The organism is Rhizobacter sp. SG703, assembly GCF_012275445.1.
In the GTDB taxonomy this organism is placed as follows: domain Bacteria; phylum Pseudomonadota; class Gammaproteobacteria; order Burkholderiales; family Burkholderiaceae_C; genus Rhizobacter.
Map to the genome: position 1 here is coordinate 231,960 of NZ_JAAZQK010000010.1, position 19,847 is coordinate 251,806.

Here is a 19,847-nt window from a genome sequence, read left to right on the forward strand (position 1 = left end):
GGTCATGGCGAAGTGCGCGCGGCTTCGAGCGCGGTGTCGATGTCGAGGAATTTCCAGAACTCGCGGATGAACGGATTGCGCCGGTAGCCGATCACCCACGGCTGCATCAGGTCGGTCGCGATGCGGTGCGCGCTGATCTTGTACGGCAGGTAGGCCACCATCAGCTTGCTCGCTTCGCGCAGCACCGCTTCGCGCTCCGGCCCGTCGGGCAGGCGGCCCTGCTTCTCGAACAGCAGGTTGAAGGCCGGCAGGTCGAAGCGCGAATGGTTGGCGCCACCCTTGTTGGGGCCGTAGGCGAGCGCGAGGAAGGTGTCGGCGTCCGGCGTCGTCGCGCTCCACGCCACGCCCCACATCATCAGCTTGCCCGCCCGCGAGGCCTTCAGGTTCTCCGGCCATTTCGCGGCCTTGAACACCATGCGGATGCCGACCGCGCGCATGCTCTTGTCCCACAGCTCGACGAGTTGCCGGCTCAGCTGGTCGGGCTGCGTCGCGTACTCGATGACGAGCGGGCTGCCGTCGGGCAACTCGCGCCAGCCGTCGCCGTCGCGGTCGACATACCCGTAGGTGTCCAGCAGCGCGCGCGCCCGGTCGGGGTCGTAGTCGCTCATCTCGGTCTTCACGGTCGGGTCGTAGCCGTACACCGCCGGCGCGATCGCGGTCTGCGCCGGCACCGCCTGGTTCTTGCGCGCCAGCTGCAGCTCGGCCGGCGTGTTGTAGGCCAGCGAGATTGCCCGCCGCAGCGCGACCTTCTCGGGCGTGTAGCCGCCGACCACCGGGTTCTCGTGGTTGAAGAAGCCCGCGATCACCGCATCGACCAGCGGCGCCTGTTCCATCTGGATGCCGCGCTTCGCGAGGTTCGGCGCGAGCCGGTTGCGCGGGATCGCGATGCCCGAGAACTCGGCCGGCAGGCGGTCCAGGAAATCGTTCTGGCCGTTCAGGAAGCTCAGCCAGCGCGGCTGCGCCTCTTCGATGATCGAGATCTCGACGCGGTCGAGCATCGGGATGCGCTTGCCCTTCATCGAGCGGGCGATGGCCTGCGAGCGCGGATCGTCGGCCGGTGCTTCCTCGTCGTAGAACTGCTCGCGGTAGCCGGGGTTGCGCTCCAGCACGATCAGCGAACTGCGGCGCCAGTCGGCGAGCCGGAACGGCCCGGTGCCGACCGGGTGCGCCATGATCTTGTCGCCGTAGAACTCGACCGCCTCGCGCGCCACCGCGCCGAAGGCGCCGGCGTCGGTCAGGATCTGCTGGTGGAAGCGCGGCGACGGCTCGGCCAGCTTGATCTGGAAGGTGTAGCGGTCGAGCGCGCGCAGGCCGTCGACCTCGCGGTCGTACGGGAACGGCTGCTTCGACGCCAGCACCTGCCGGCGCAGTTCCGACAGGCCGAGCAGCTTCGCGTTCTCCAGCAGGTACAGGTTCGGGCTTTTCCACTGCGGGTCGTAGTGGCGCTTCAGCGTGTAGACGTAGTCCTGCGCGACCAGCTCGCGGCGCTGGCCCTTGAAGGCCGGGTCGTCCTGGAAGTAGGTGCCGGGCTTCAGGCGGAACGTGAAGGTCTTGAAGTCGGCCGAGATCTCGGGCATCGCCGCCGCGGTGTTCGGCTTCATGCGGATCGGGCGCGCGAGGAAGTCGAAGGTCAGCGGCGTCTCGAAGATGCCGGCGGTGACGGTGCGCGAATAGAGGTCGCTGAGCTGCACCGGGTCGAAGCCGGTTTCGGCGACCGGGAAGGCATAGCGCAGCACCTTCAGCGGGGCCGCAGGCTGGGCGGCAGGCGCCGGCCCGGCAAGCGCCGGCAGCGCGGCCGCCATCAGCACGAGGAAGGCGAGCAGCCCGGCTGCACCGCGTCGGATCATGGTCACGAACTCCTGGTGGGAGGGCACGCTGCCGGCGCTCGTGGCGCGGCGGCATGCCGAAGGCGCGAAGTCTAGGGCCTGCCCGGGGCGCTCGGCCTCCGGGCTTGCCCCGGCCCGTGCGCGGGAACTTTCGGGACCGGCATGCAAGTTGCGTGCGCTGCCGGTTCCTGAGGGCAAACGTGGGGCGGGGGCTGTCGGGCCGGGCCTTAGACTCGCGCCTGCCCAGATTCCGGCAACCGCGCCTCCCGACCCGGGCCGGCGGGGCGTGCCGGTCCTCTTTCTCGACCCGAGACGCTCACGACGATATGGCGGCCTACCTGATACGGCGCCTGTGGCAAATGATCCCGACCTTGATCGGGGTGGTGCTGCTGGTGTTCTTCCTCTTCAAGTACTTCGGCGGCGACCCGGCCGAAATCCTCGGCGGCCTGAACGCCACCCCGCAGCAGATCGACGCGATCCGCGAGCAGCTCGGGCTGAACAAGCCGGTGTGGCAGCAGCTGCTGATCTACTTCCGCAGCATCGCGACGCTGGACTGGGGCCACAGCTGGGCCACCCAGGAAGCGGTGAGCAGCATCTTCGCGACCCGCGCGCCGGCCACGCTGACGGTGATGCTGCCGATCCTCGCGCTCGACACGCTGCTCGCGCTGCCGATCGCGATGTGGGTGGCCTACCGCCGCGGCTCGCTGGCCGACCGCAGCATCATGGTGATCTCGACCGTCGCGCTGTCGATCTCGTTCCTGGTCTACATCATCGTCGGCCAGTACGTGTTCGGCTTCCAGCTCGGCTGGTTCCCGGTGCAGGGCTGGAGCGACAGCACCTGGACCAACCTCGCGGTCTTCGTGCCGCTGCCGGTGCTGCTGGCGCTGCTGGTGGGCCTGGCGCCGCAGACGCGGCTGTACCGCACCTTCTTCCTCGACGAGCTCGGCCACGACTACGTGCGCACCGCGCGCGCGAAGGGCATGACCGAGCGCACGGTGCTGTTCAAGCACGTGCTGCGCAACGCGATGATCCCGATCGTCACCAACATCGCGCTGGCGCTGCCCGGCGTGTTCGTCGGCTCGTTCCTGATCGAGGTGTTCTTCTCGATCCCGGGGCTTGGCCGCGAGATCATCCTCGCGGTGAACCGCAGCGACTACCCGGTGATCCAGGCGGTCACCGTCTACCTGGCGATGCTGACGATGCTGGTGAACCTGGGTGCGGACATCCTCTACAAGCTGATCGACCCGCGGGTGGTCCTCAAATGAGCGCCGTGCTTTCTCCTGCAGCAGTGCCTGCGCGGCAATCCTTGGGCGTCTGGCACGCCGCGTGGAAGCGGCTGCGCGCCGACCGCGTCGGCATGGTGGCGATGGTGGTGGTGGCCGCGTTCGCGCTGCTGGTGCTGCTGGGTTCGGTCGGCCTGCTGGCGCGCGGCTGGCAGAAGGAGGTCGGCGTGCCGAACGCACCGCCGACGTTCATGGGCCCGGCCCCGGCCGCCGAGCAGAGCGCGATTCCGGTGCCGAAGGGCCCGAACGTCGACCTGTCGGCGGTGGACCCGCTGGCGCCGCGCTACAAGGAATGGGACGAGCGCGCCGCCAAGTTCAAGACCGAGGACAGCGTGAAGCGCGAGACGCTGCCGTTCGGCGGCGACCGCATCGGGCGCGACGTGCTGACCAAGGCGCTGAAGGGCACGCAGACCTCGGTGTTCGTCGGGTTGCTGGCGGCCATCGCGGCCAGCGTGATCGGCACGCTGCTCGGCGCGCTGGCCGGCTTCTTCGGCGGCAGGGTCGGCGACTTCCTCGAGTGGCTGTACAGCGTGTTCACGTCGATCCCCGACATCCTGCTGATCCTGTCGTTCGCGGTGATCTTCGGGCGCGGCATTTCCAGCGTGGCGATCATCCTCGCGCTGGTCGGCTGGACCGGCATGTACCGCCAGGTGCGCGCCGAGTTCCTGAAGCATTCGGTGCGCGAGTACGTGCGCTCGGCCGAGGCGATCGGTGCATCGGCGGCGTCGCGCATGTTCCGCCACATCCTGCCGAACATCAGCCACGTGATCCTGGTGCGCATGTCGCTGCTGGTGGTCGGCTTCATCAAGTTCGAGGTGATCCTGTCGTACCTCGGTCTCGGCGTCGGCGTCGACGACGTGTCGTGGGGCACGATGCTGGCCGAGGCGCAGAGCGAGCTGATCCTCGGCTACTGGTGGCAGCTGGTGGCGGCGACCGCGTTCATGGCGGTGTTCGTGACGGCGTTCTCGCTGTTTGCCGATGCGCTGCGCGATGCGCTGGATCCGAAGCTGCGGGGACTGGAATGAGCTTGTTGACGATCAAGGACCTGCGCGTGTCGTTCCGCGTGGGCAACGACGGGGGCGTGGTGCAGCGCACGCAGGCGGTGGGCCGCGACATCGACGGAAAGCCGGTCGGCGTCAGCTTCGACGTGCCGGAGAACACCACGGTGGCGCTGGTCGGCGAATCGGGCTCGGGCAAGAGCGTGACCGCGATGTCGATCCTGAACCTGCTGCCGAGCAATGCCGAGCGGCAGGGTGCGATCAGCTTCCAGGGCCGCGACCTGCTGGCCGCGACGCTGCCCGAGCTGCAGGCGCTGCGCGGCAAGGACATCGCCTGCGTGTTCCAGGACCCGATGAGCTCGCTGAACCCGGTGTTCACCGTCGGGCAGCAGATGGTGGAACCGCTGGTGCGCCACCTGGGCATGACGCGCAGGCAGGCGCTGGCGCGCGCCGAGGCCTTGCTGGTCGAGGTGGGGCTGCCGGAGCCGAAGCGGCGGCTCAGTGCGTACCCGCACGAGCTGTCGGGCGGGCAGCAGCAGCGCGTGATGATCGCGATGGCGCTGTCATGCGAGCCGAAGCTCTTGATCGCCGACGAGCCGACGACCGCGCTCGACGTGACCATCCAGCGGCAGATCCTGGAGCTGCTCGCGAAGCTGAAGACGCAGCACCGCATGAGCATGCTGTTCATCACGCACGACCTGGGCGTGGTCGGCGAGATTGCCGACCAGGTGGTGGTGATGCGCCAGGGCACGGTGCGCGAGCACGGCCCGGTGGCGCAGATCTTCAGCGCGCCGCACGACGCGTACACGAAGGCGCTGCTGGCCTGCCGTCCGACGCTGGACCAGCGCGGCGCGCGGCTGATGGTGATCGACGACCACATCGCCGGGCGCGCGGCGGCCGCACCGCCGGCACCGAAGGATGCGCTGGCGCCGATCGTGATCGACGCCAGCAACCTGACGAAGAGCTTCTGGCTGCGCAGCGGCGTGTTCGGCCGCAAGGAATTCCGCGCGGTGAAGGGTGCGAGCTTCACGCTGCGGCGCGGGCACACGCTGGGCGTGGTCGGCGAATCCGGCTCGGGCAAGACCACGATGGGGCTGACGCTGCTGCGCCTGCACGAGGTGAACGGCGGGCCGGTCGGCGGCAAGGTGATGTTCGACGGCCAGGACCTGCTGGCGCTGAGCCGGCGCGAGCTGCTGCCGATGCGCCGGCGCATCCAGGTGGTGTTCCAGAACCCGTATGCGTCGCTGAACCCGCGCTTCACGATCGGCCAGACGCTGACCGAGCCGATGGCGATCCACGGCATCGGCGGCGACACCGCGGCGCGCGAGCAGCGGGCGCGGGCGCTGCTGACGAAGGTGGGGCTGGACGACAGCGCGATGCACAAGTACCCGCACGAGTTCTCGGGCGGGCAGCGTCAGCGCGTCGCGATCGCGCGCTGCCTGACGCTGGACCCGGAGGTGCTGGTGCTCGACGAGGCGGTGAGTGCACTCGACGTGTCGGTGCAGGCGCAGGTGCTGAACCTGCTGAAGGACCTGCAGGACGAGCTGGGGCTGGCCTACATCTTCATCAGCCACGACCTGGCGGTGGTGCGCTTCATGGCCGACGAGGTGCTGGTGATGAAGGACGGCGAGGTGGTCGAGCAGGCGAGCGTCGCGCAGATATTGGAGCAGCCGCAGCAGGAGTACACGAAGCGCTTGCTGGGGGCGATTCCGCGGGGGTATCGGGAGGGCGCCGCGCTGCAGGGCTGAGCTTGTCCTTGCACGCCGCAAGCTTCATCGCCCTTCCAGCGCGGCCTCCCGCCGCTTCACCCGCGCCAGCGGCAAGCCCACCCGCACCCGCGTCCCGCGGCCCGGCTCGCTCTCGACGTGCATCGCCGCGCCCATGCGCTGCAGCAATTGCTGCGTGATCACCAGGCCGAGTCCGCTGCCCGGCACCTGCGAGTTCTCCGCGCCCAATCGGTTGAACGGCTGGTACAACTGCGCGAGCTTGCCGGCTTCGATGCCGACGCCGTCGTCATGCACCGTCACCACCGCCTGCGTGCCGTCCTTCTCGCACTGCACCCAGGCCCGGCCGCCCGCGCGGTTGTACTTGACCGCGTTCGACAGCAGGTTCGTGAACACCTGCTCCAGCCGCCGTGGGTCGGCGTGCACCGCGAGCGCCTGCACGCCGTCGATCGACAGCGTGACGCGCATCGACGACGCGAGCGGCTCCACCTGCCGCAGGCTCGCGCCGAGCACCGCCGCGAGCGGGATGTCGCGGCTCGACAACGCGAGCGCGCCGTCCTCGATGCTGGTCAGGTCGAGCAGCTCGTTGATCAGCTCCAGCAGGTGCTGGCCGCTGTCGAGCACATGCTGCAGCCTCTCGGCCTGCCGCCGCGTCAGCGGTTCGCGGCCATCGGTCTGCAGCAGCTGCGCGAAGCCCAGCACCGCGTTCAGCGGCGTGCGCAGCTCATGGCTGACGCGTGACAGGAACTGCGTCTTGGCCTGGTTCGCGCGTTCGGCGGCCTGCTTGTCCAGGCGGAGCTGCTCGGCCTCGACGTCGTCGCTCACATCCCACAGCAGGCCGACCACGCGTCGGCCGCTGGCCTGTTCGCGACGCCGCGCATTCATCTCGAGGTGGCGCACGCTGCCGTCGGGCAGCCGCACGCGGTAGCGCAACGCGACCAGTTCGTCGGCCTGCGCCGCCCGTGCCAGCGCGGCGCGCAACGCCGGCACATCCTCGGGGTCGATCCGTTCGCCCGACAGCTGTGCACCGTCGCGCGGGCCCGACGCGTCGGCCAGCCCGTGGTGCGCCGCCGCGCGCGCATCGAGCTGCACCCGGTCGTGGTCGACGTCCCAGTCGAAGACGCCGATGTGCGCGCCCTCGGCCGCCGTCGCGAGCCGCTCGTTGCTCTCGCGCAGCGCCTGCTCGGCGCGCCGCTGGGCCTGGTGCATGCGCATCGTCAGCCACACGCCGACGCCGGCCAGCAAAGCGCCGAGCACCAGCGTCGCGGTGGTCACCAGCCGCCGCGTGATGCGCGATGCCTCGCCCAGCGAGTCCGAGAAGCGCATGCCGAGTTCGGTCAGCCGCTCGCTCAGCGGCGCGATCCGCCCCACCAGCAGGCGCAGCTCCGGCGAGTCGGTGTCGCCGGCCTGGAGGCGAGCATGCACGTTGCGCCCCAGCGCGCTCAGCTCGTCGATCTGCGCATCGCCTTCGACCCAGGTGCGGATCGCGTCCGCCATGAAGCCGACGTGGCGGAAACGGCGGTACAGGCGGGCCATCGCGTCGATGTCGTCGGGATGGTTGCCGCCCTGCAGGAAGCCCCGACGCACCACCGCCATGTCGGGCACCGGCTTGTCGAGTTCGAGCCGCGCGAGCCGGTCGCCCTGCGACACCGCGAGCGCCGCCAGGTGGCGCTGGTAGTCGGCCTCGGCGTGCGATTCGGTGTAGCGGAACAGGTGGTAGATCGCGTCCTTCTGGCCCTTCGACCAGTGGCTCTCGCCGCCGACATAGGCACGGGCGGCCGACAGCGTGTCGGCGCTGAAGGCGCTCAGCCCGGCCAGCAGCGCGACCACGACCAGCCACAGGCTGACCACCAGCCAGCGAATGCGCGATCCGTCGTCGGGCCTGGCCATCGATCGGTTCCTCTCCCTCGGTCGGTGCCTCATCGCCTCGGCGTGCACCGCCACGCGGTGTACCACGGCCTCGCAACACCTGTCGACGGGGACTTGACACTTCGCACGACCGTGCTAAATTTGCGCAATGGAAACCAAGACGGAGCGCAGCGGGTTGACCCTCGCGGCCATCCTCGACACCGCGCTCGGCATGGCCGCCTCCGACGGGCTCGACAGCCTGACGATCGGCGAGGTCGCCAAGCGCCTCGGGCTGTCGAAGAGCGGCGTGTTCTCGCGCGTCGGTTCGCGCGAGGCGCTGCAGATCGCGGTGATCGACGAATACGACCGCCGCTTCCTGCAAGACGTCTTCGTGCCGGCAATGCGCGAGCCGCGCGGCCTGCCGCGCCTGAACGCGATCATGCGGCTGTGGCTGCAGCGTGCCCGCGATGTCGAGATCCGCACCGGCTGCCTGTACTGCGCCGGCGCCTTCGAGTTCGACGACCGCCAAGGCCCGCTGCGCGACCTGCTGCTCGACCACGTGATGCGCTGGCGCAGTGCGCTCAAGCGCACCGTGATCCAGGCCATCGACGCCCGCCACCTGCGCGCCGACACCGACGTCGACCAGCTCGTCTTCGAGATGGACGGGCTGTTCGTCGCGCTGATGCGCGAAGCCCGCTTCCTGCGCGATCCGCGCGCCGCCGACCGCTGCTGGTCGGCGTACGAACGCATCATCCGTTCCCTGCAGGCCTGACATGCCCGCCTCTGCCACCACGTTCGCCCCGTCTCGTCGACACATTTCGCACGCACGTGCGAAATCAAGGAGATTGCCATGCTGATGCTTGTCCTGTCCGCCCTGGTCGTCGCCGTGCTGCTGCGCGGCGCGCTGTCGTTGTGGCGCGTGGTTGCCGCGGTGCCGCGCAGCAACGCCGATTTCGGCTGCTTCTGATGAGCACGCCCAACCCGGCCACCGCCTTCTACGCCGCCAGCCGCAGCGCCCGCTGGCTCGGCAGTGCGCTGCGCGGTCTGCAGTCGCTGTCGCCCGGGCTCGGCACGCGGCTCGCGCTGCGGCTGTTCTTCACGCCGCTGCCGTTGAAGCTCGCAGCGCGGCGGCGGGCCGTGCCGGCCGGCTGGCAGCTGTCGCACTGGCCGTTCGAGCACGGCACGGTGGCGGTGTACCGCCGGGCCGACCTGCCCGCCCGTCCTGGCGAAGAGCGGCCCACCGTGCTGCTGGTGCACGGCTGGGCCGGCGACGCCTTGCAGATGCAGCCGCTCGGCGACGCGCTGGCGGCGGCCGGCTTCGCGCCGGTGCTGCTGGATTTCCCGGCGCACGGCCGCAGCGCCGCGTGGCGTTCGACGCTGCCGCAGTTCGCACGCGCGCTGTGGGCGGCGTCGGCCCGGCTCGGCCCGCTGCACGCGGTGGTCGCGCATTCGCTCGGCGCGCTGGCGGCCAGCCACGCCGCCGCCAGCGGCCTGCCGGTGAAACGGCTGGCGCTGGTCGCGCCGTCGCCGCCGCCGGGGCTCTTCCTGGACTGGTTCAGCGGCAGCTTCGGCTTGGGCGCCGGACTGGCCGGGCGCATGCGCACCGCGATCGAGCGCCGCGAGGGCGTGCCGTTGCAGCAGTTCGAGCCGGCTTGGCTGGGCGCGCGGCTGGACCAGCCGACACTGCTGCTGCACGACGAGGGCGACCGCGTCGCCCCACTGGCCGGCAGCCAGGCGTTGCAGCAGGCCCTGCCCGACGCCCGGCTGGCGACGACCCGCGGCCTGGGCCATCGGCGGGTGCTGTCGGATGCTGAAAGCATCGCGGCCGTCGTCGAGCACGTGCGTGCCAAATAGACGAGTGGTGCGCAACGGCCCCTGAGCGGTCGTTGCCGAGCCCTGTAACCGTGGTTGGAAACCGCCGTTGAAATAAGTGCGGCCGATCGACAAATCCGGTCAAGTCTGTAACGGCGACCTTACCGTCTGGCCACAATTCGGCTGGCGCAGCGTTCGTCGCGCGGCATTTTTGGTCCGAAGGCGCGTCGCAAGACCCGAAACCGGGTTGGCATGGAAGCTGCGCTTGAGTGCGCACAGACTGCCAGTCCGGTGACTCTCCCGCTACACGCCGGCAGCAGCTCCAACACAAGGACGTCGTTGCCATGCCGCTGTTCCATCGTCGTACACCTTCATCCCGCCGGGCCCGCCCGGCGACCCCGAGCTGCCGCGGTGGCGCCTCGTCGCTGCTGCGCCTGGCCCAGCCGGCGGCCGGTCACGGCGGCGGCAACGTGCGGCACTGGCTGGCACGCGCGGCCAACGTGCTGTCGCCGGCCGCGGCCGAGATGGTCACCGTGCGCCCGAGCGAATTCGCCCCCAGCCAGTGGCTGGTCGGTCACTGAAGGGGGCTGGCCATGGCTCCGCGCACCGAACACCTGATGGTCCGCCCGACGACGACGCCGAGCGTGACGCGCATCACACCGCAGGCCGGCAACAGCACCGACCGCTCGTTCAAGGTCCTGCAGTCCAGAAGCGCTCCGGCGCAGCTGTCGTTGTTTCCGCCGCCCGGCAGCGTCCGCGCCGCGCGTTGATTTCTCGACGTATGTGACGTCCAAGGGGGAACGGGCAAGCCGGGGTGGATGAGAGCGAGCCCCCGGCACCTGTCCCGTTTCCCCTCTTTTTTTCACATTCGTCCCGCGTTCCTCCGCCACCCGGGCGGTGCCGACCATCGGTGCCGGCCCGGGTGACTCGCTTCTGCCGCGCTCCTACACTGCGTCGCGCACCGCCCCGGGTGCGCATGACCAGAAGAACCGAGGAGCCAAGCGATGTCCCTTCCCACCTGGCGCGTCAGAAGTGCCCAACCCGGCGTGGTCGTCGCGCCCGATGAGCGCCTGCCCTGGCCGCAGACCTTCGCGATGGGCGTGCAGCACGTGATCGCGATGTTCGGCGCCACCGTGCTGGCGCCGCTGCTGATGGGGTTCGACCCGAACGTCGCGATCCTGATGAGCGGCATCGGCACGCTGATCTTCTTCGTCGTCGTCGGCGGCAAGGTGCCGAGCTACCTCGGCTCGAGCTTCGCCTTCATCGGCGTCGTGATCGCCGCCAGCGGCTACGGCGGCCATGGGCCGAATGCCCACCTCGGCGCGGCGCTCGGCGGCATCGTCGCCTGCGGCGCCGTCGTGCTGCTGATCGGGCTGGCGGTGACGGCCGCCGGCACCGCGTGGATCGAATCGCTGATGCCGCCGGTCGTCACCGGCGCGGTGGTCGCGGTGATCGGCCTGAACCTGGCCGGCGTGCCGATCAAGAACATGGCGCCGACGCCGTTCGACGCCTGGATGCAGGCCGTCACGTTCCTGAGCGTCGGGCTGGTCGCGGTGTACACGCGCGGCATGACGCAGCGCCTGCTGATCCTGGTCGGCCTGCTGGTCGCGAGCGTCGTCTACGCGCTGCTGGCCAACGGCCTCGGGCTGGGCAAGCCGCTCGACCTGTCGGGCGTCGCCGCGGCCGCCTGGTTCGGGCTGCCCGGCTTCGCGGCGCCGGTGTTCCAGGCCGACGCGATGCTGCTGATCGCGCCGGTCGCGGTGATCCTGGCGGCCGAGAACCTCGGCCACCTGAAGGCGGTCGGCGCGATGACCGGCAAGCCGCTCGACGCGCTGATGGGCCGCGCCTTCATCGGCGACGGCCTCGCGACGATGGTCAGCGGCGCGAGCGGCGGCACCGGCGTGACGACCTATGCCGAGAACATCGGCGTGATGGCCGCGACCAGGATCTACTCCACCGCGATGTTCGTGGTGGCCGCGTTGATCGCGATCGTGCTCGGCTTCAGCCCGAAGTTCGGCGCGCTGATCCAGGCCATCCCGCTGGCGGTGATGGGTGGCGTCAGCATCGTGGTGTTCGGGCTGATCGCGGTGGCCGGCGCCAAGATCTGGGTCGACAACCGGGTCGACTTCGGCGACAACACCAACTTGATCGTCGCCGCGGTCACGCTGATCCTCGGCACCGGCGACTACACGCTGAGGTTCGGCGGCCTGACGCTCGGCGGCATCGGCACCGCGACCTTCGGCGCGATCGCGCTGCACGCGCTGCTGCGGCGCCGGCCCGGCCGTTGAGCGGCCGGCGCGCCCGTCGGTGCATGCGACGATGGTGCGCGGCCAGTCGGCGTGAGATGCTGCCGCAGCGGTCGTGCCTCAGGTCCGCCCCTTGCTGGTCGATATCCACCGATGCGTCCGATTTCGCGTGTTCCCGCGGCACTTCCTGTGCGCCCCACTCGCCCAAGCCTGCGCCTGAGCTGGGTGCTGCTGGCCGCATTGGCGTGCGGCGGCGTACGCGCCGCGCCGGCCTCGGGAGCGGCCTCCGCATCGCCGTCGATGGCCGCATCGGCCGCCGCATCCGACACCGGCGTGGCCGCCGAGCTGGCCGATTTCGAATCGACCGGCCGCGCCCATCCATCCGACACCGCGGCCGCGCTGCGCACGCGCGTCGGCACGCTCGCGGCCGGCAGCGCCGACTGGATCGACGCGTTGACGCTGCAGGGCCTGATGCACACCGAGGCGTCGGAGTTCGAGGCCGCGTCCGATTGCGCCCGCCGGTTGCGCGAGCAGTCGACGCCCGCCACCGAGGCCGCGGCGCGGCTGATCCAGGCCAGCATGATGCTGAAAAGCGGTGATGCGCGCGAGGCCGACAAGCTGCTGACCGCCGCCGCCGCGCAGTTGCCCGCGGCGACACCGGCCACCAGCCGGCTGCGCTTCCTGGCCGCGCATTCGAAGGCCCTGCAGCGCGCCGGCAAGCTCGACGACGCGGTGCGGCTGCACCTGCGGGAGATCGACCTCGCCGACCACCTCGGCATCGCCTGGCGCCGTGCCGAGGCCCGCACGCGTGCCGCCTACTCGCTCTACAAGGCGCAGCAGCCGGAGCGGGCGCGCAGCACCAATGCCGAGGCGCTGGCGATCGCGACCGCAGCCGACGACAAGATCTCGCTGGCCCGGGTGCACAACATCCAGGGCATCCTGCTCGACGGACCGGGCGAGGTCGCGGCCGAGCTGCATTCGATGCAGTCGGCGATCAACTACGCCCACGAGGCCGGCGCCAAGCTCGACGAAGCGCTGCTGCTGGCCAACATGTCGGACTTCTTCCTGCAGCGCGGCGACTATCGCACCGCACTGCGCCGCGCGCAGGAGGCGCTGCCGCTGACGCGCGAGGTGCGCGACACCAGCAGCGAGATCATCGCGCTGTGGAACATGGGGCTGGCCCACATCGGGCTGGGCGAGGTGGCCGAAGGCAAGCGGCACGTCGGGCTCGCGCTGTCGATGGCCGAGCACCGCGGCGACGCGCCGCTGGTGTCCGACGTGCTGCTGGAGTTCGGCACCGCGCTCGAGAAGGCCGGCGACGCGGCCGGCGCGGTGCAGGCGCTGCACCGGCACCGCTCGATCGCCGACAAGCTGGTGCAGCGCGACCAGCAGAAGGCCATCCTCGAGCTGCAGGAGCAGTTCGACAGCGACCGCCGCACCCGCGCGCTCGCGCTGCTGAACAGCGACAACGCGATCAAGGGCTCGCAGCTGCAGCGCCGCGACCTGCAACAGCGGCTGTGGTGGCTGCTGGCGGCGACCTTCGTGCTGTCGTTCGCGGTGGTGCTGCTGATGATGCGCCGCGTGCGCCGCACCAACCAGGCGCTGGCGCACAGCAACGCGCAGCTGAAGGTGCAGAGCGAGCGCGACCCGCTCACCGGCCTGGCGAACCGGCGCTATTTCCAGGCGGCGATGAAGCGGATGTCGGTCGACGGCCAGCTGGCCGGCACGGTGTACCTGCTCGACATCGACCACTTCAAGCGCATCAACGACGAGCACGGCCATGCGGCCGGCGATGCGGTGCTGGTCGCGATGGCGCAGCGGCTGGCCGATGCGCTGCGCGAGCCCGACCTGGTGGTGCGCTGGGGCGGCGAGGAGTTCCTGGTGGTGGTGCAGTCGCTGTCGCGCGAGCAGGTCGACGCACTGGCCCAGCGGCTGCTCGACGCGGTCGCGCAGGCGCCGGTCGCGTGGCAGGGCCGCGAGATCGCGGTCACCGGCTCGATCGGCTATGCGAGTTTCCCGATCGAGCCGACCGGGCTGGCGGTCGCGTGGGAGCCGGCGATCAACCTGGTCGATACCGCCCTCTACCTGGCGAAGGCGCACGGCCGCAACCGGGCCTATGGCGTCGGGCTGATGCATGCGCAGACGGTGCAGGGGCTGCAGGCGATCGCCGCGTCGCTGGAGTCCGCCTGGCGCGACGGGCAGGTCACGCTGACGCTGCTGCGCGGGCCGGTGCGCGAGGGCCGCGCATGAGGGCGTTGCGCGATTCGTCCGGACCGAGCTTGTCCTTCGACAGGCTCAGGGCGAACGGTGTGTTGCTGCTGCTCGCAGCAACCTGCGCCGGCCCGGCCGCCGCCGGCGTCATCGAGCAATCGGACCGCCTGGTGCGCCAGGGCTACGACCGCCCGGAGCCGGCGCTGCAGGCGCTGCTGCAGCTGCAGCGCGAGCAGGAGGCGCTGACGCCGCGGCCGGCGCAGACGGTGCGCCGGCTGCAGCTCGCGCGCGCGATCGTGCTGGCGCAGAACGGCCGCGTCGCCGAAGCCGGCATGCTGGCCGAAGAGTTGCGCACCGGCACGGCGGGCAGCGAACCCGACGAGGCCGACGGCACCGCGCGGGCCAACCTGGTGCGCGCGCTGGTGGCCGAGAACGACGGCCAGCTCGACGTGGCGGCCGCGCTCGCGCAGGCCGCGGTGCCGGTGCTGCAGCAAGGCTGCCCGGGGCCGGACGGCGCGCCATCGACGACCTCGGCCGATTGCGACTACCGCGCCGCGTGGCGCGCGCTGCAGGTGATCGAGCGCCATGCGCAAAGCCGCGCGCTGTGGGCCGAGGGCGCGCGCCACCTGCGCATCGCCGCGCAACTGGCAGAGGCGCAGCACGACAGCTACCGCCAGGCGCTGGTGCTGGGCCTGCTGGCGCTCGACATCGCGCGCCAGGGCGACATGCCCGGCGCGATGCGCACGCTGCAACAGGCACAGCGCGTCGCGGCCCCGCTCGACGACCCGGACGTCCAGGTGCGGCTGCGGCTGCACGAAGCCCGGCTGGCCGACATGCGCGGCGAGCACCAGCAGTCGCTGCGGCTGGCCGAAGACGCCTTGCCGATCGCCCGCAAGGCCGATTCGCCGCGCCTCGAATCGTTGCTGAACGCCAACCTCAGCGACCTGTACGCGCGGCAGAACCGCCCGGCCGACGCGCTGCGCGCCGCCGAGGCCGCGCTGCCGGTGGTGCGCCGCCACGGCGACCAGCGTGCCGAGCGGGTGCTGATCAACAACGCCGGTCTCGCGAAGATCGGCCTCGGCCGCATCGCCGAAGGCAAGCTCGACCTGGCGCGCCTGGCCGAGCTGTGGCAGCGCAGCGGCGCGCCGGGCAGCGAAGCGCAGTCGCTGCGCGAGTTCGGCGAGGCGCTGGCGGCGGCCGGCGATGCGCGCGGCGCGCTGGAGCTGTTCCACCGCGAACGCAAGCTCAGCGCCGAAGTGATGAAGGCCAACCGCGCCGCGGCGCTGAAGGACGTGCAGCAGCGCTACGACACCGAGAGCAAGCAGCGCGAGATCGAGCTGGTGAGCCGCGACAACGCGCTGAAGACCGCTGCGCTCGCGAACCGCGAACTGCAGCAGCGGGTGTGGGCGCTGATGGCGGCGGTGATGGCGCTGTCGGTCGGCGTCGCGGCGCTGCTGTACCTGCGGGTGCGCGAGATCAACCGCCGGCTGCAGGCGAGCCACGCCAACCTGCGGCTGCAGAGCGAACGCGATCCGCTGACCGGGTTGTCCAACCGCCGCCAGTTCCAGGCCGCGATGGCGCGCGGCGGCGAGCGGGGCGTCGAAGGCGCGCTGCTGCTGGTCGACATCGACCACTTCAAGCATGTGAACGACGGCCATGGGCATTCGGTGGGCGATGCGGTGCTGGTCGAGGTCGCGCGGCGGCTGGCCGGCTGCGTGCGCGAGAACGACCTGGTGGTGCGCTGGGGCGGCGAGGAGTTCCTGATCCTCGCGCCCGCGGTCAGCGCCGAGCAGGCCGAGCAGCTGGCCGCGCGCGTGCTGGAGCAGATCGGCCGCGAGCCGGTCGACAGCGGCACCGGTGGCGGCAGCGAAGACGTGTTGCGCGTCACCGCATCGATCGGCTACGCGCGTTTCCCGCTGCCGCCCGACGACCTGCCGGTGCCGTGGGAGCAGGCGGTCAACCTGGCCGACATGGCGCTCTACACCGCGAAGGGCCAGGGCCGCAACCGCGCGATCGGCGTGATCGGCGCGCAGCTGCGCTCGGCCGACGAACTGAAGGCGATCGAGAACGACTTCGACAGCGCGTGGCGCGACGGCCGCGTGCGCCTGCACGAGCAGCCCGGCCCGCAACCCGACCTCTTTTCGTAGCCCGGATGCCCAACGGGATCAGTGGAATCCCCCCGGATTGGCATCGGCGCCACGTTGCTCGTCCAGGCAGCGCAGCAACTGCGCCACGTTGACCGGCTTCGTCAGGTAGCCGATGAAGCCGGCCGCGCGCGCCGCCTCGGCCTGTTCCGGCGTCGCATCGGCCGACAACGCGATGCGCGGGCAGCCGAGCGCCGCATCGAGCTGGCGCGACACCTCGACGCCGCTCATGTCGCCCAGGTGCATGTCGAGCAGCAGCAGGTCGGGCCGGTGCTGCAGCCCCATCTCGACCGCCTGGCGCCCGTTGGCGGCCACCAGCAGCCGGCAGTCGGGCCGCATCTTCATCACCTGGCGCACCAGTTCGACGTTCATCGGGTTGTCTTCGGCATACAGCACCGTGTACGGCGCGGCCGGCGTCGCGGCGTCGACCGGGTCGGCCGGCATGAAGCCAGGCCCGGCGCCGCCGTCCACCGTGGCCACCGGCACCCACGGCAGGCTCGCGGTGAAGACGCTGCCGACGCCCGGCTCGCTCTCGACCGACAGCCGGCCGTTCATCAGCTGCACCAGGCGCTGCGTGATCACCAGGCCGATGCCGGTGCCCTCGACCCCGCTGCGCTCGGCGCCGAGCCGGTTGAACGGCTCGAACAGGTGCGCCGCCTGCGCGGCGGTGAGCCCCACGCCGGTGTCGCGCACCTGCAGGTGCACCAGGCCGACGCCCTCGTCGGCCGGCCAGCGCAGCACCACCTGGCCGCCGCGGCGGTTGTACTTGATCGCGTTGCTCAGCAGGTTGACCAGCACTTGGCGCAGCCGCAGGTGGTCGGCCAGCACGCAGGTGCGCGGGTCGGCCGAATGCGGCGCGGCGCGGTCGATCAGCAGCTGCACGCCGGCCTCGGCTGCGGCCGGCGCGACCATCGCGAGCGCCTCGTCGACGACCCGGCGCAGCACCACGCTGCCCGACAGCAACGCGACGCCGCCGCTCTCGATGCGCGACAGGTCGAGCACGTCGTTGATCATCGCGAGCAGGTGCGTGCCGGCCTGCGTGATGTGCCGCACCCGCGCCTGCTGCGCGGCATTCAGCGGCTGCTGGGTATCGAGCTCGAGCAGCTGCGCGAAGCCGAGCACCGCATTCAGCGGCGTGCGCAGCTCGTGGCTCATGCGCGACAGGAACTCGGTCTTCGCGGCGTTCGCGCGCTGCGCCGATTCGGCCGCCAGCACCGCTTCCTCGACCCGCTTGCGCTCGGTGATGTCGATCATCAGCCCGCGCAGCAGCCGGCGGCCGCCCTCGGGACGGAACACCGTGACCCAGCTGCTCATCCAGCGCACGCTGCGGTCGGCCGCGTAGAAGCGGTACTCGATCGCACTGACCGAGCCGGTGAGCTGCGAATCGGCCACCTCGCGCAGCGCGCGGTCGCGGTCGTCCGGGTGCAGGTGCAGCGCCCAGAAGCGCGGCTGCATCCAGTCGGCCAGCGGGTAGCCCAGGAGCTGCTTGGCCTTGTCGCTGACGAAGGTGAAGCTCTCGGTGCGCGGGTCGCCTTCCCAGAAGATGCCGTCGACCGAGTTCAGCAGGTCGACGAAGCGCTGGCGGCTCGCGCGCAGTTCGGACTCGGCCTGCTTGCGCTCGGTGATGTCCTGCACCACGCCGATCAGGTAGTCGGGATGGCCGTCGGGCTTGCGCACCAGCGTCACGTTGAGGGTCGCCCAGACGACGCGGCCGTCGGCATGCAGGTAGCGCTTGTCGGCCCGGTAGCGCGGGATCTCGCCGGCGAGCAGCTGGCGGCGACGGCGGCGCTCGCCGGCCAGGTCCTCGGGGTGCGTGACGTCTTCGGTGCTGAGCGCGAGCAGCTCGGCGCGGCTGCGCCCGAGCATGTCGCACAGCTGCTGGTTCAGGAACAGCGGGAAGCCGTCGAGCCCGATCTGCACGATGCCGGCGCCGGCCATCTCGAGCACCGCGCGCAGCTGGGTCTCGCTGGCGCGCAACGCGTTCTCGGCCTCGCGCCGCTCGCGGTCGTGGCGGACCGCGCCGAGGATCGCGCCGACGCTGGTGAACAGCGGCTGCAGCCGGTCGACCAGCGCCTGGTCGAAGCCGCCCGGCCGGTTCGCGAGGCCGACCATGCCGAGCATCTCGCCGCCATGGAACAGCGGCACGCCGAGGAACGAGCGCATTGCCGGGTGGCCGGGCGGCAGGCCGCCGCGCCGCGGGTCGGCGTCGGGGTCGTTGCTGATGACCGGCGCGCCGCCGAGGATCGCGGCCCCGAACAGCGTGCGCATGTTGTGGAACTCGATCGTGTGCTCCGGGCCGCCGTGCATGTGGCGCTCGTACAGCGCGCGGGTCGCGTCGTCCCACGAGATGTCGGTCAGCACGTAGAAGCGCAGGTAGGGCGCGCCGTCGCCGTCGTGCAGCACCTCGGCGATGAAGCCGTACTCGCAGGCGGTGCTCTCGAGCAGGTCGGTCAGCAGCGGCGACAGCATCTCGCGCGGCGGCGCGGCGCGGATGTAGCGGGACTGGACGCGGGCGATGATCGCGCCGAGGTCGTCGGCAGGCGGGAACGGAGGGGGCACGGTCGTCGGTTCCGGTGGGCACGAGAGCGTGCTGGCGCTGGTGGACGCAGCCGGATCGTGGCACAGCGCCCGGGTGGTGAGAAGTAGGGCGAGCGCGGGTACGGGGCGGCGTTGCGCTGCCGCACACTCGCTGCCTGCCGCCTCGTCCGCCCTCGAATTTCCGGAGCTTCCATGACCTGTCCGACACGCCGCCAGCTGCTGGCCGCCACGGCCGCCGCCGTCACCGCCGGGCTCGCGCTGCCGCTGCGCGCCCAGGGGGCCTGGCCGACCAAGCCGGTGCGCATCGTGGTGCCGTTCGCGCCGGGCGGCACCACCGACATCCTGGCGCGCGCGCTCGCGCCCGAGCTGAGCCGCGTGTTCGGCCAGCAGTTCATCGTCGACAACAAGCCGGGGGCCGGCGGCAACGTCGGCGCCGAGCAGGTGGCGAAGTCGGCGCCGGACGGCTACACGCTGCTGATGGGCACGGTCGGCACGCACGGCATCAACCAGTCGCTGTACCCGAAGCTGCCGTTCGACCCGATCAAGGATTTCTCGCCGGTCACGCTGGTGGCCGGCGTGCCGAACGTGCTGGTGATGAACCCGGCGAAGGCCGAGGCCGAGAAGATCAACAGCGTGGCCGACCTGATCCGCTATGCGAAGGCGCACCCGGGCAAGCTGAACATGGCCTCCAGCGGCAACGGCACGTCGATCCACCTGAGCGGCGAGCTGTTCAAGAGCATGACCGGCACCTTCATGCTGCACTTCCCGTACCGCGGCTCGGGGCCGGCGCTGCTCGACCTGATCGGCGGCACGATGGACCTGATGTTCGACAACCTGCCGTCGGCGATGCCGCAGATCAAGGCCGGCAAGCTGAAGGCGCTGGCGGTCACCAGCGCGCAGCGCAGCGCGGCCTTGCCCGACGTGCCGACGATCGCCGAGGCCGGGCCGGTGAAGGGCTTCGACGCGAGTTCGTGGTTCGGGCTGCTGGCGCCGGCCGGCACGCCGGCGGAGATCGTCAACCGGCTGCAACAGGAGAGCGCGAAGGCGCTGGGCACGCCGGCGCTGAAGGAGCGGCTGCTGGCGCAAGGCGCGATCCCGAGCGGCATGCCGCCGGCGGAGTTTGCGGCCTACATCGCGGCGGAGACGAAGAAGTGGGCGCAGGTGGTGAAGGTGTCGGGCGCGAAGGTCGACTGAGCCGCCTGCGGTCTAATGCGCGG

At 71.1% G+C, this 19,847-nt stretch carries 14 protein-coding genes; 11 read left to right on the top strand and 3 right to left on the bottom strand.

Annotated features, from left to right (window positions below; translation table 11 throughout):
- Positions 1-2: 2 nt before the first annotated feature.
- Complete coding sequence (locus tag FHT26_RS21910; protein ID WP_246868039.1) at positions 3-1,847, bottom strand: ABC transporter substrate-binding protein; 1,845 nt, start codon at positions 1,845-1,847, stop codon at positions 3-5.
- A 305-nt stretch (positions 1,848-2,152) separates the two neighbouring features.
- On the opposite strand from FHT26_RS21910, the gene FHT26_RS21915 reads away from it, so the two are divergent.
- Genes FHT26_RS21915 through FHT26_RS21925 form a run of 3 tightly spaced genes read left to right on the top strand, consistent with a single transcriptional unit; the run spans position 2,153 to position 5,855 of the window.
- Positions 2,153-3,091 (top strand): ABC transporter permease, encoded by a 939-nt coding sequence (locus FHT26_RS21915; RefSeq protein ID WP_168562214.1) that lies wholly within the window; start codon positions 2,153-2,155, stop codon positions 3,089-3,091.
- Complete coding sequence (locus FHT26_RS21920) at positions 3,088-4,134, top strand: ABC transporter permease (RefSeq protein WP_210427522.1); 1,047 nt, start codon at positions 3,088-3,090, stop codon at positions 4,132-4,134. The genes FHT26_RS21915 and FHT26_RS21920 overlap by 4 nt, the downstream gene beginning before the upstream one ends.
- Positions 4,131-5,855: an ABC transporter ATP-binding protein gene (locus FHT26_RS21925; protein ID WP_168562215.1), complete on the top strand. Its 1,725-nt coding sequence runs from the start codon at positions 4,131-4,133 to the stop codon at positions 5,853-5,855. The genes FHT26_RS21920 and FHT26_RS21925 overlap by 4 nt, the downstream gene beginning before the upstream one ends.
- Before the next feature lie 24 nt (positions 5,856-5,879).
- Here the strand turns inward: FHT26_RS21925 and FHT26_RS21930 are convergent, their stop codons facing one another.
- Positions 5,880-7,721: a sensor histidine kinase gene (locus tag FHT26_RS21930; protein WP_168562216.1), complete on the bottom strand. Its 1,842-nt coding sequence runs from the start codon at positions 7,719-7,721 to the stop codon at positions 5,880-5,882.
- A 127-nt stretch (positions 7,722-7,848) separates the two neighbouring features.
- On the opposite strand from FHT26_RS21930, the gene FHT26_RS21935 reads away from it, so the two are divergent.
- The 7 genes from FHT26_RS21935 (at position 7,849) to FHT26_RS21965 (ending at position 16,095) form a co-directional block, all read left to right on the top strand.
- Entirely contained in the window at positions 7,849-8,451 is a 603-nt protein-coding gene (locus tag FHT26_RS21935; protein WP_168562217.1) for a TetR/AcrR family transcriptional regulator, read from the top strand.
- Positions 8,452-8,645: 194 nt separating this feature from the next.
- The gene (locus FHT26_RS21940; RefSeq protein ID WP_168562218.1) at positions 8,646-9,533 is read left to right on the top strand and encodes an alpha/beta fold hydrolase; all 888 of its coding nucleotides are present in this window, start codon (positions 8,646-8,648) and stop codon (positions 9,531-9,533) included.
- A 302-nt stretch (positions 9,534-9,835) separates the two neighbouring features.
- Positions 9,836-10,072 (top strand): hypothetical protein, encoded by a 237-nt coding sequence (locus FHT26_RS21945; RefSeq protein ID WP_168562219.1) that lies wholly within the window; start codon positions 9,836-9,838, stop codon positions 10,070-10,072.
- Positions 10,073-10,084: 12 nt separating this feature from the next.
- Positions 10,085-10,261, top strand: a complete 177-nt coding sequence (locus FHT26_RS21950) for a hypothetical protein (RefSeq protein WP_157597827.1) — start codon at positions 10,085-10,087, stop codon at positions 10,259-10,261.
- A gap of 234 nt (positions 10,262-10,495) precedes the next feature.
- A complete protein-coding gene (locus tag FHT26_RS21955; RefSeq protein WP_168562220.1) occupies positions 10,496-11,779 on the top strand; it encodes a solute carrier family 23 protein in 1,284 nt (427 codons plus the stop codon).
- A 147-nt stretch (positions 11,780-11,926) separates the two neighbouring features.
- Positions 11,927-13,987: a diguanylate cyclase domain-containing protein gene (locus FHT26_RS30530; RefSeq protein ID WP_168562221.1), complete on the top strand. Its 2,061-nt coding sequence runs from the start codon at positions 11,927-11,929 to the stop codon at positions 13,985-13,987.
- A gap of 62 nt (positions 13,988-14,049) precedes the next feature.
- Positions 14,050-16,095 carry a GGDEF domain-containing protein gene (locus FHT26_RS21965; RefSeq protein WP_168562222.1) on the top strand — a complete coding sequence of 682 codons (2,046 nt, stop codon included), beginning with the start codon at positions 14,050-14,052 and terminating at the stop codon, positions 16,093-16,095.
- Between the two features lie 18 nt (positions 16,096-16,113).
- Here the strand turns inward: FHT26_RS21965 and FHT26_RS21970 are convergent, their stop codons facing one another.
- Positions 16,114-18,651 carry a PAS domain S-box protein gene (locus FHT26_RS21970; RefSeq protein ID WP_168562223.1) on the bottom strand — a complete coding sequence of 846 codons (2,538 nt, stop codon included), beginning with the start codon at positions 18,649-18,651 and terminating at the stop codon, positions 16,114-16,116.
- A 171-nt stretch (positions 18,652-18,822) separates the two neighbouring features.
- On the opposite strand from FHT26_RS21970, the gene FHT26_RS21975 reads away from it, so the two are divergent.
- Positions 18,823-19,824, top strand: a complete 1,002-nt coding sequence (locus tag FHT26_RS21975; RefSeq protein WP_168562224.1) for a Bug family tripartite tricarboxylate transporter substrate binding protein — start codon at positions 18,823-18,825, stop codon at positions 19,822-19,824.
- The last annotated feature ends 23 nt before the right edge of the window (positions 19,825-19,847 follow it).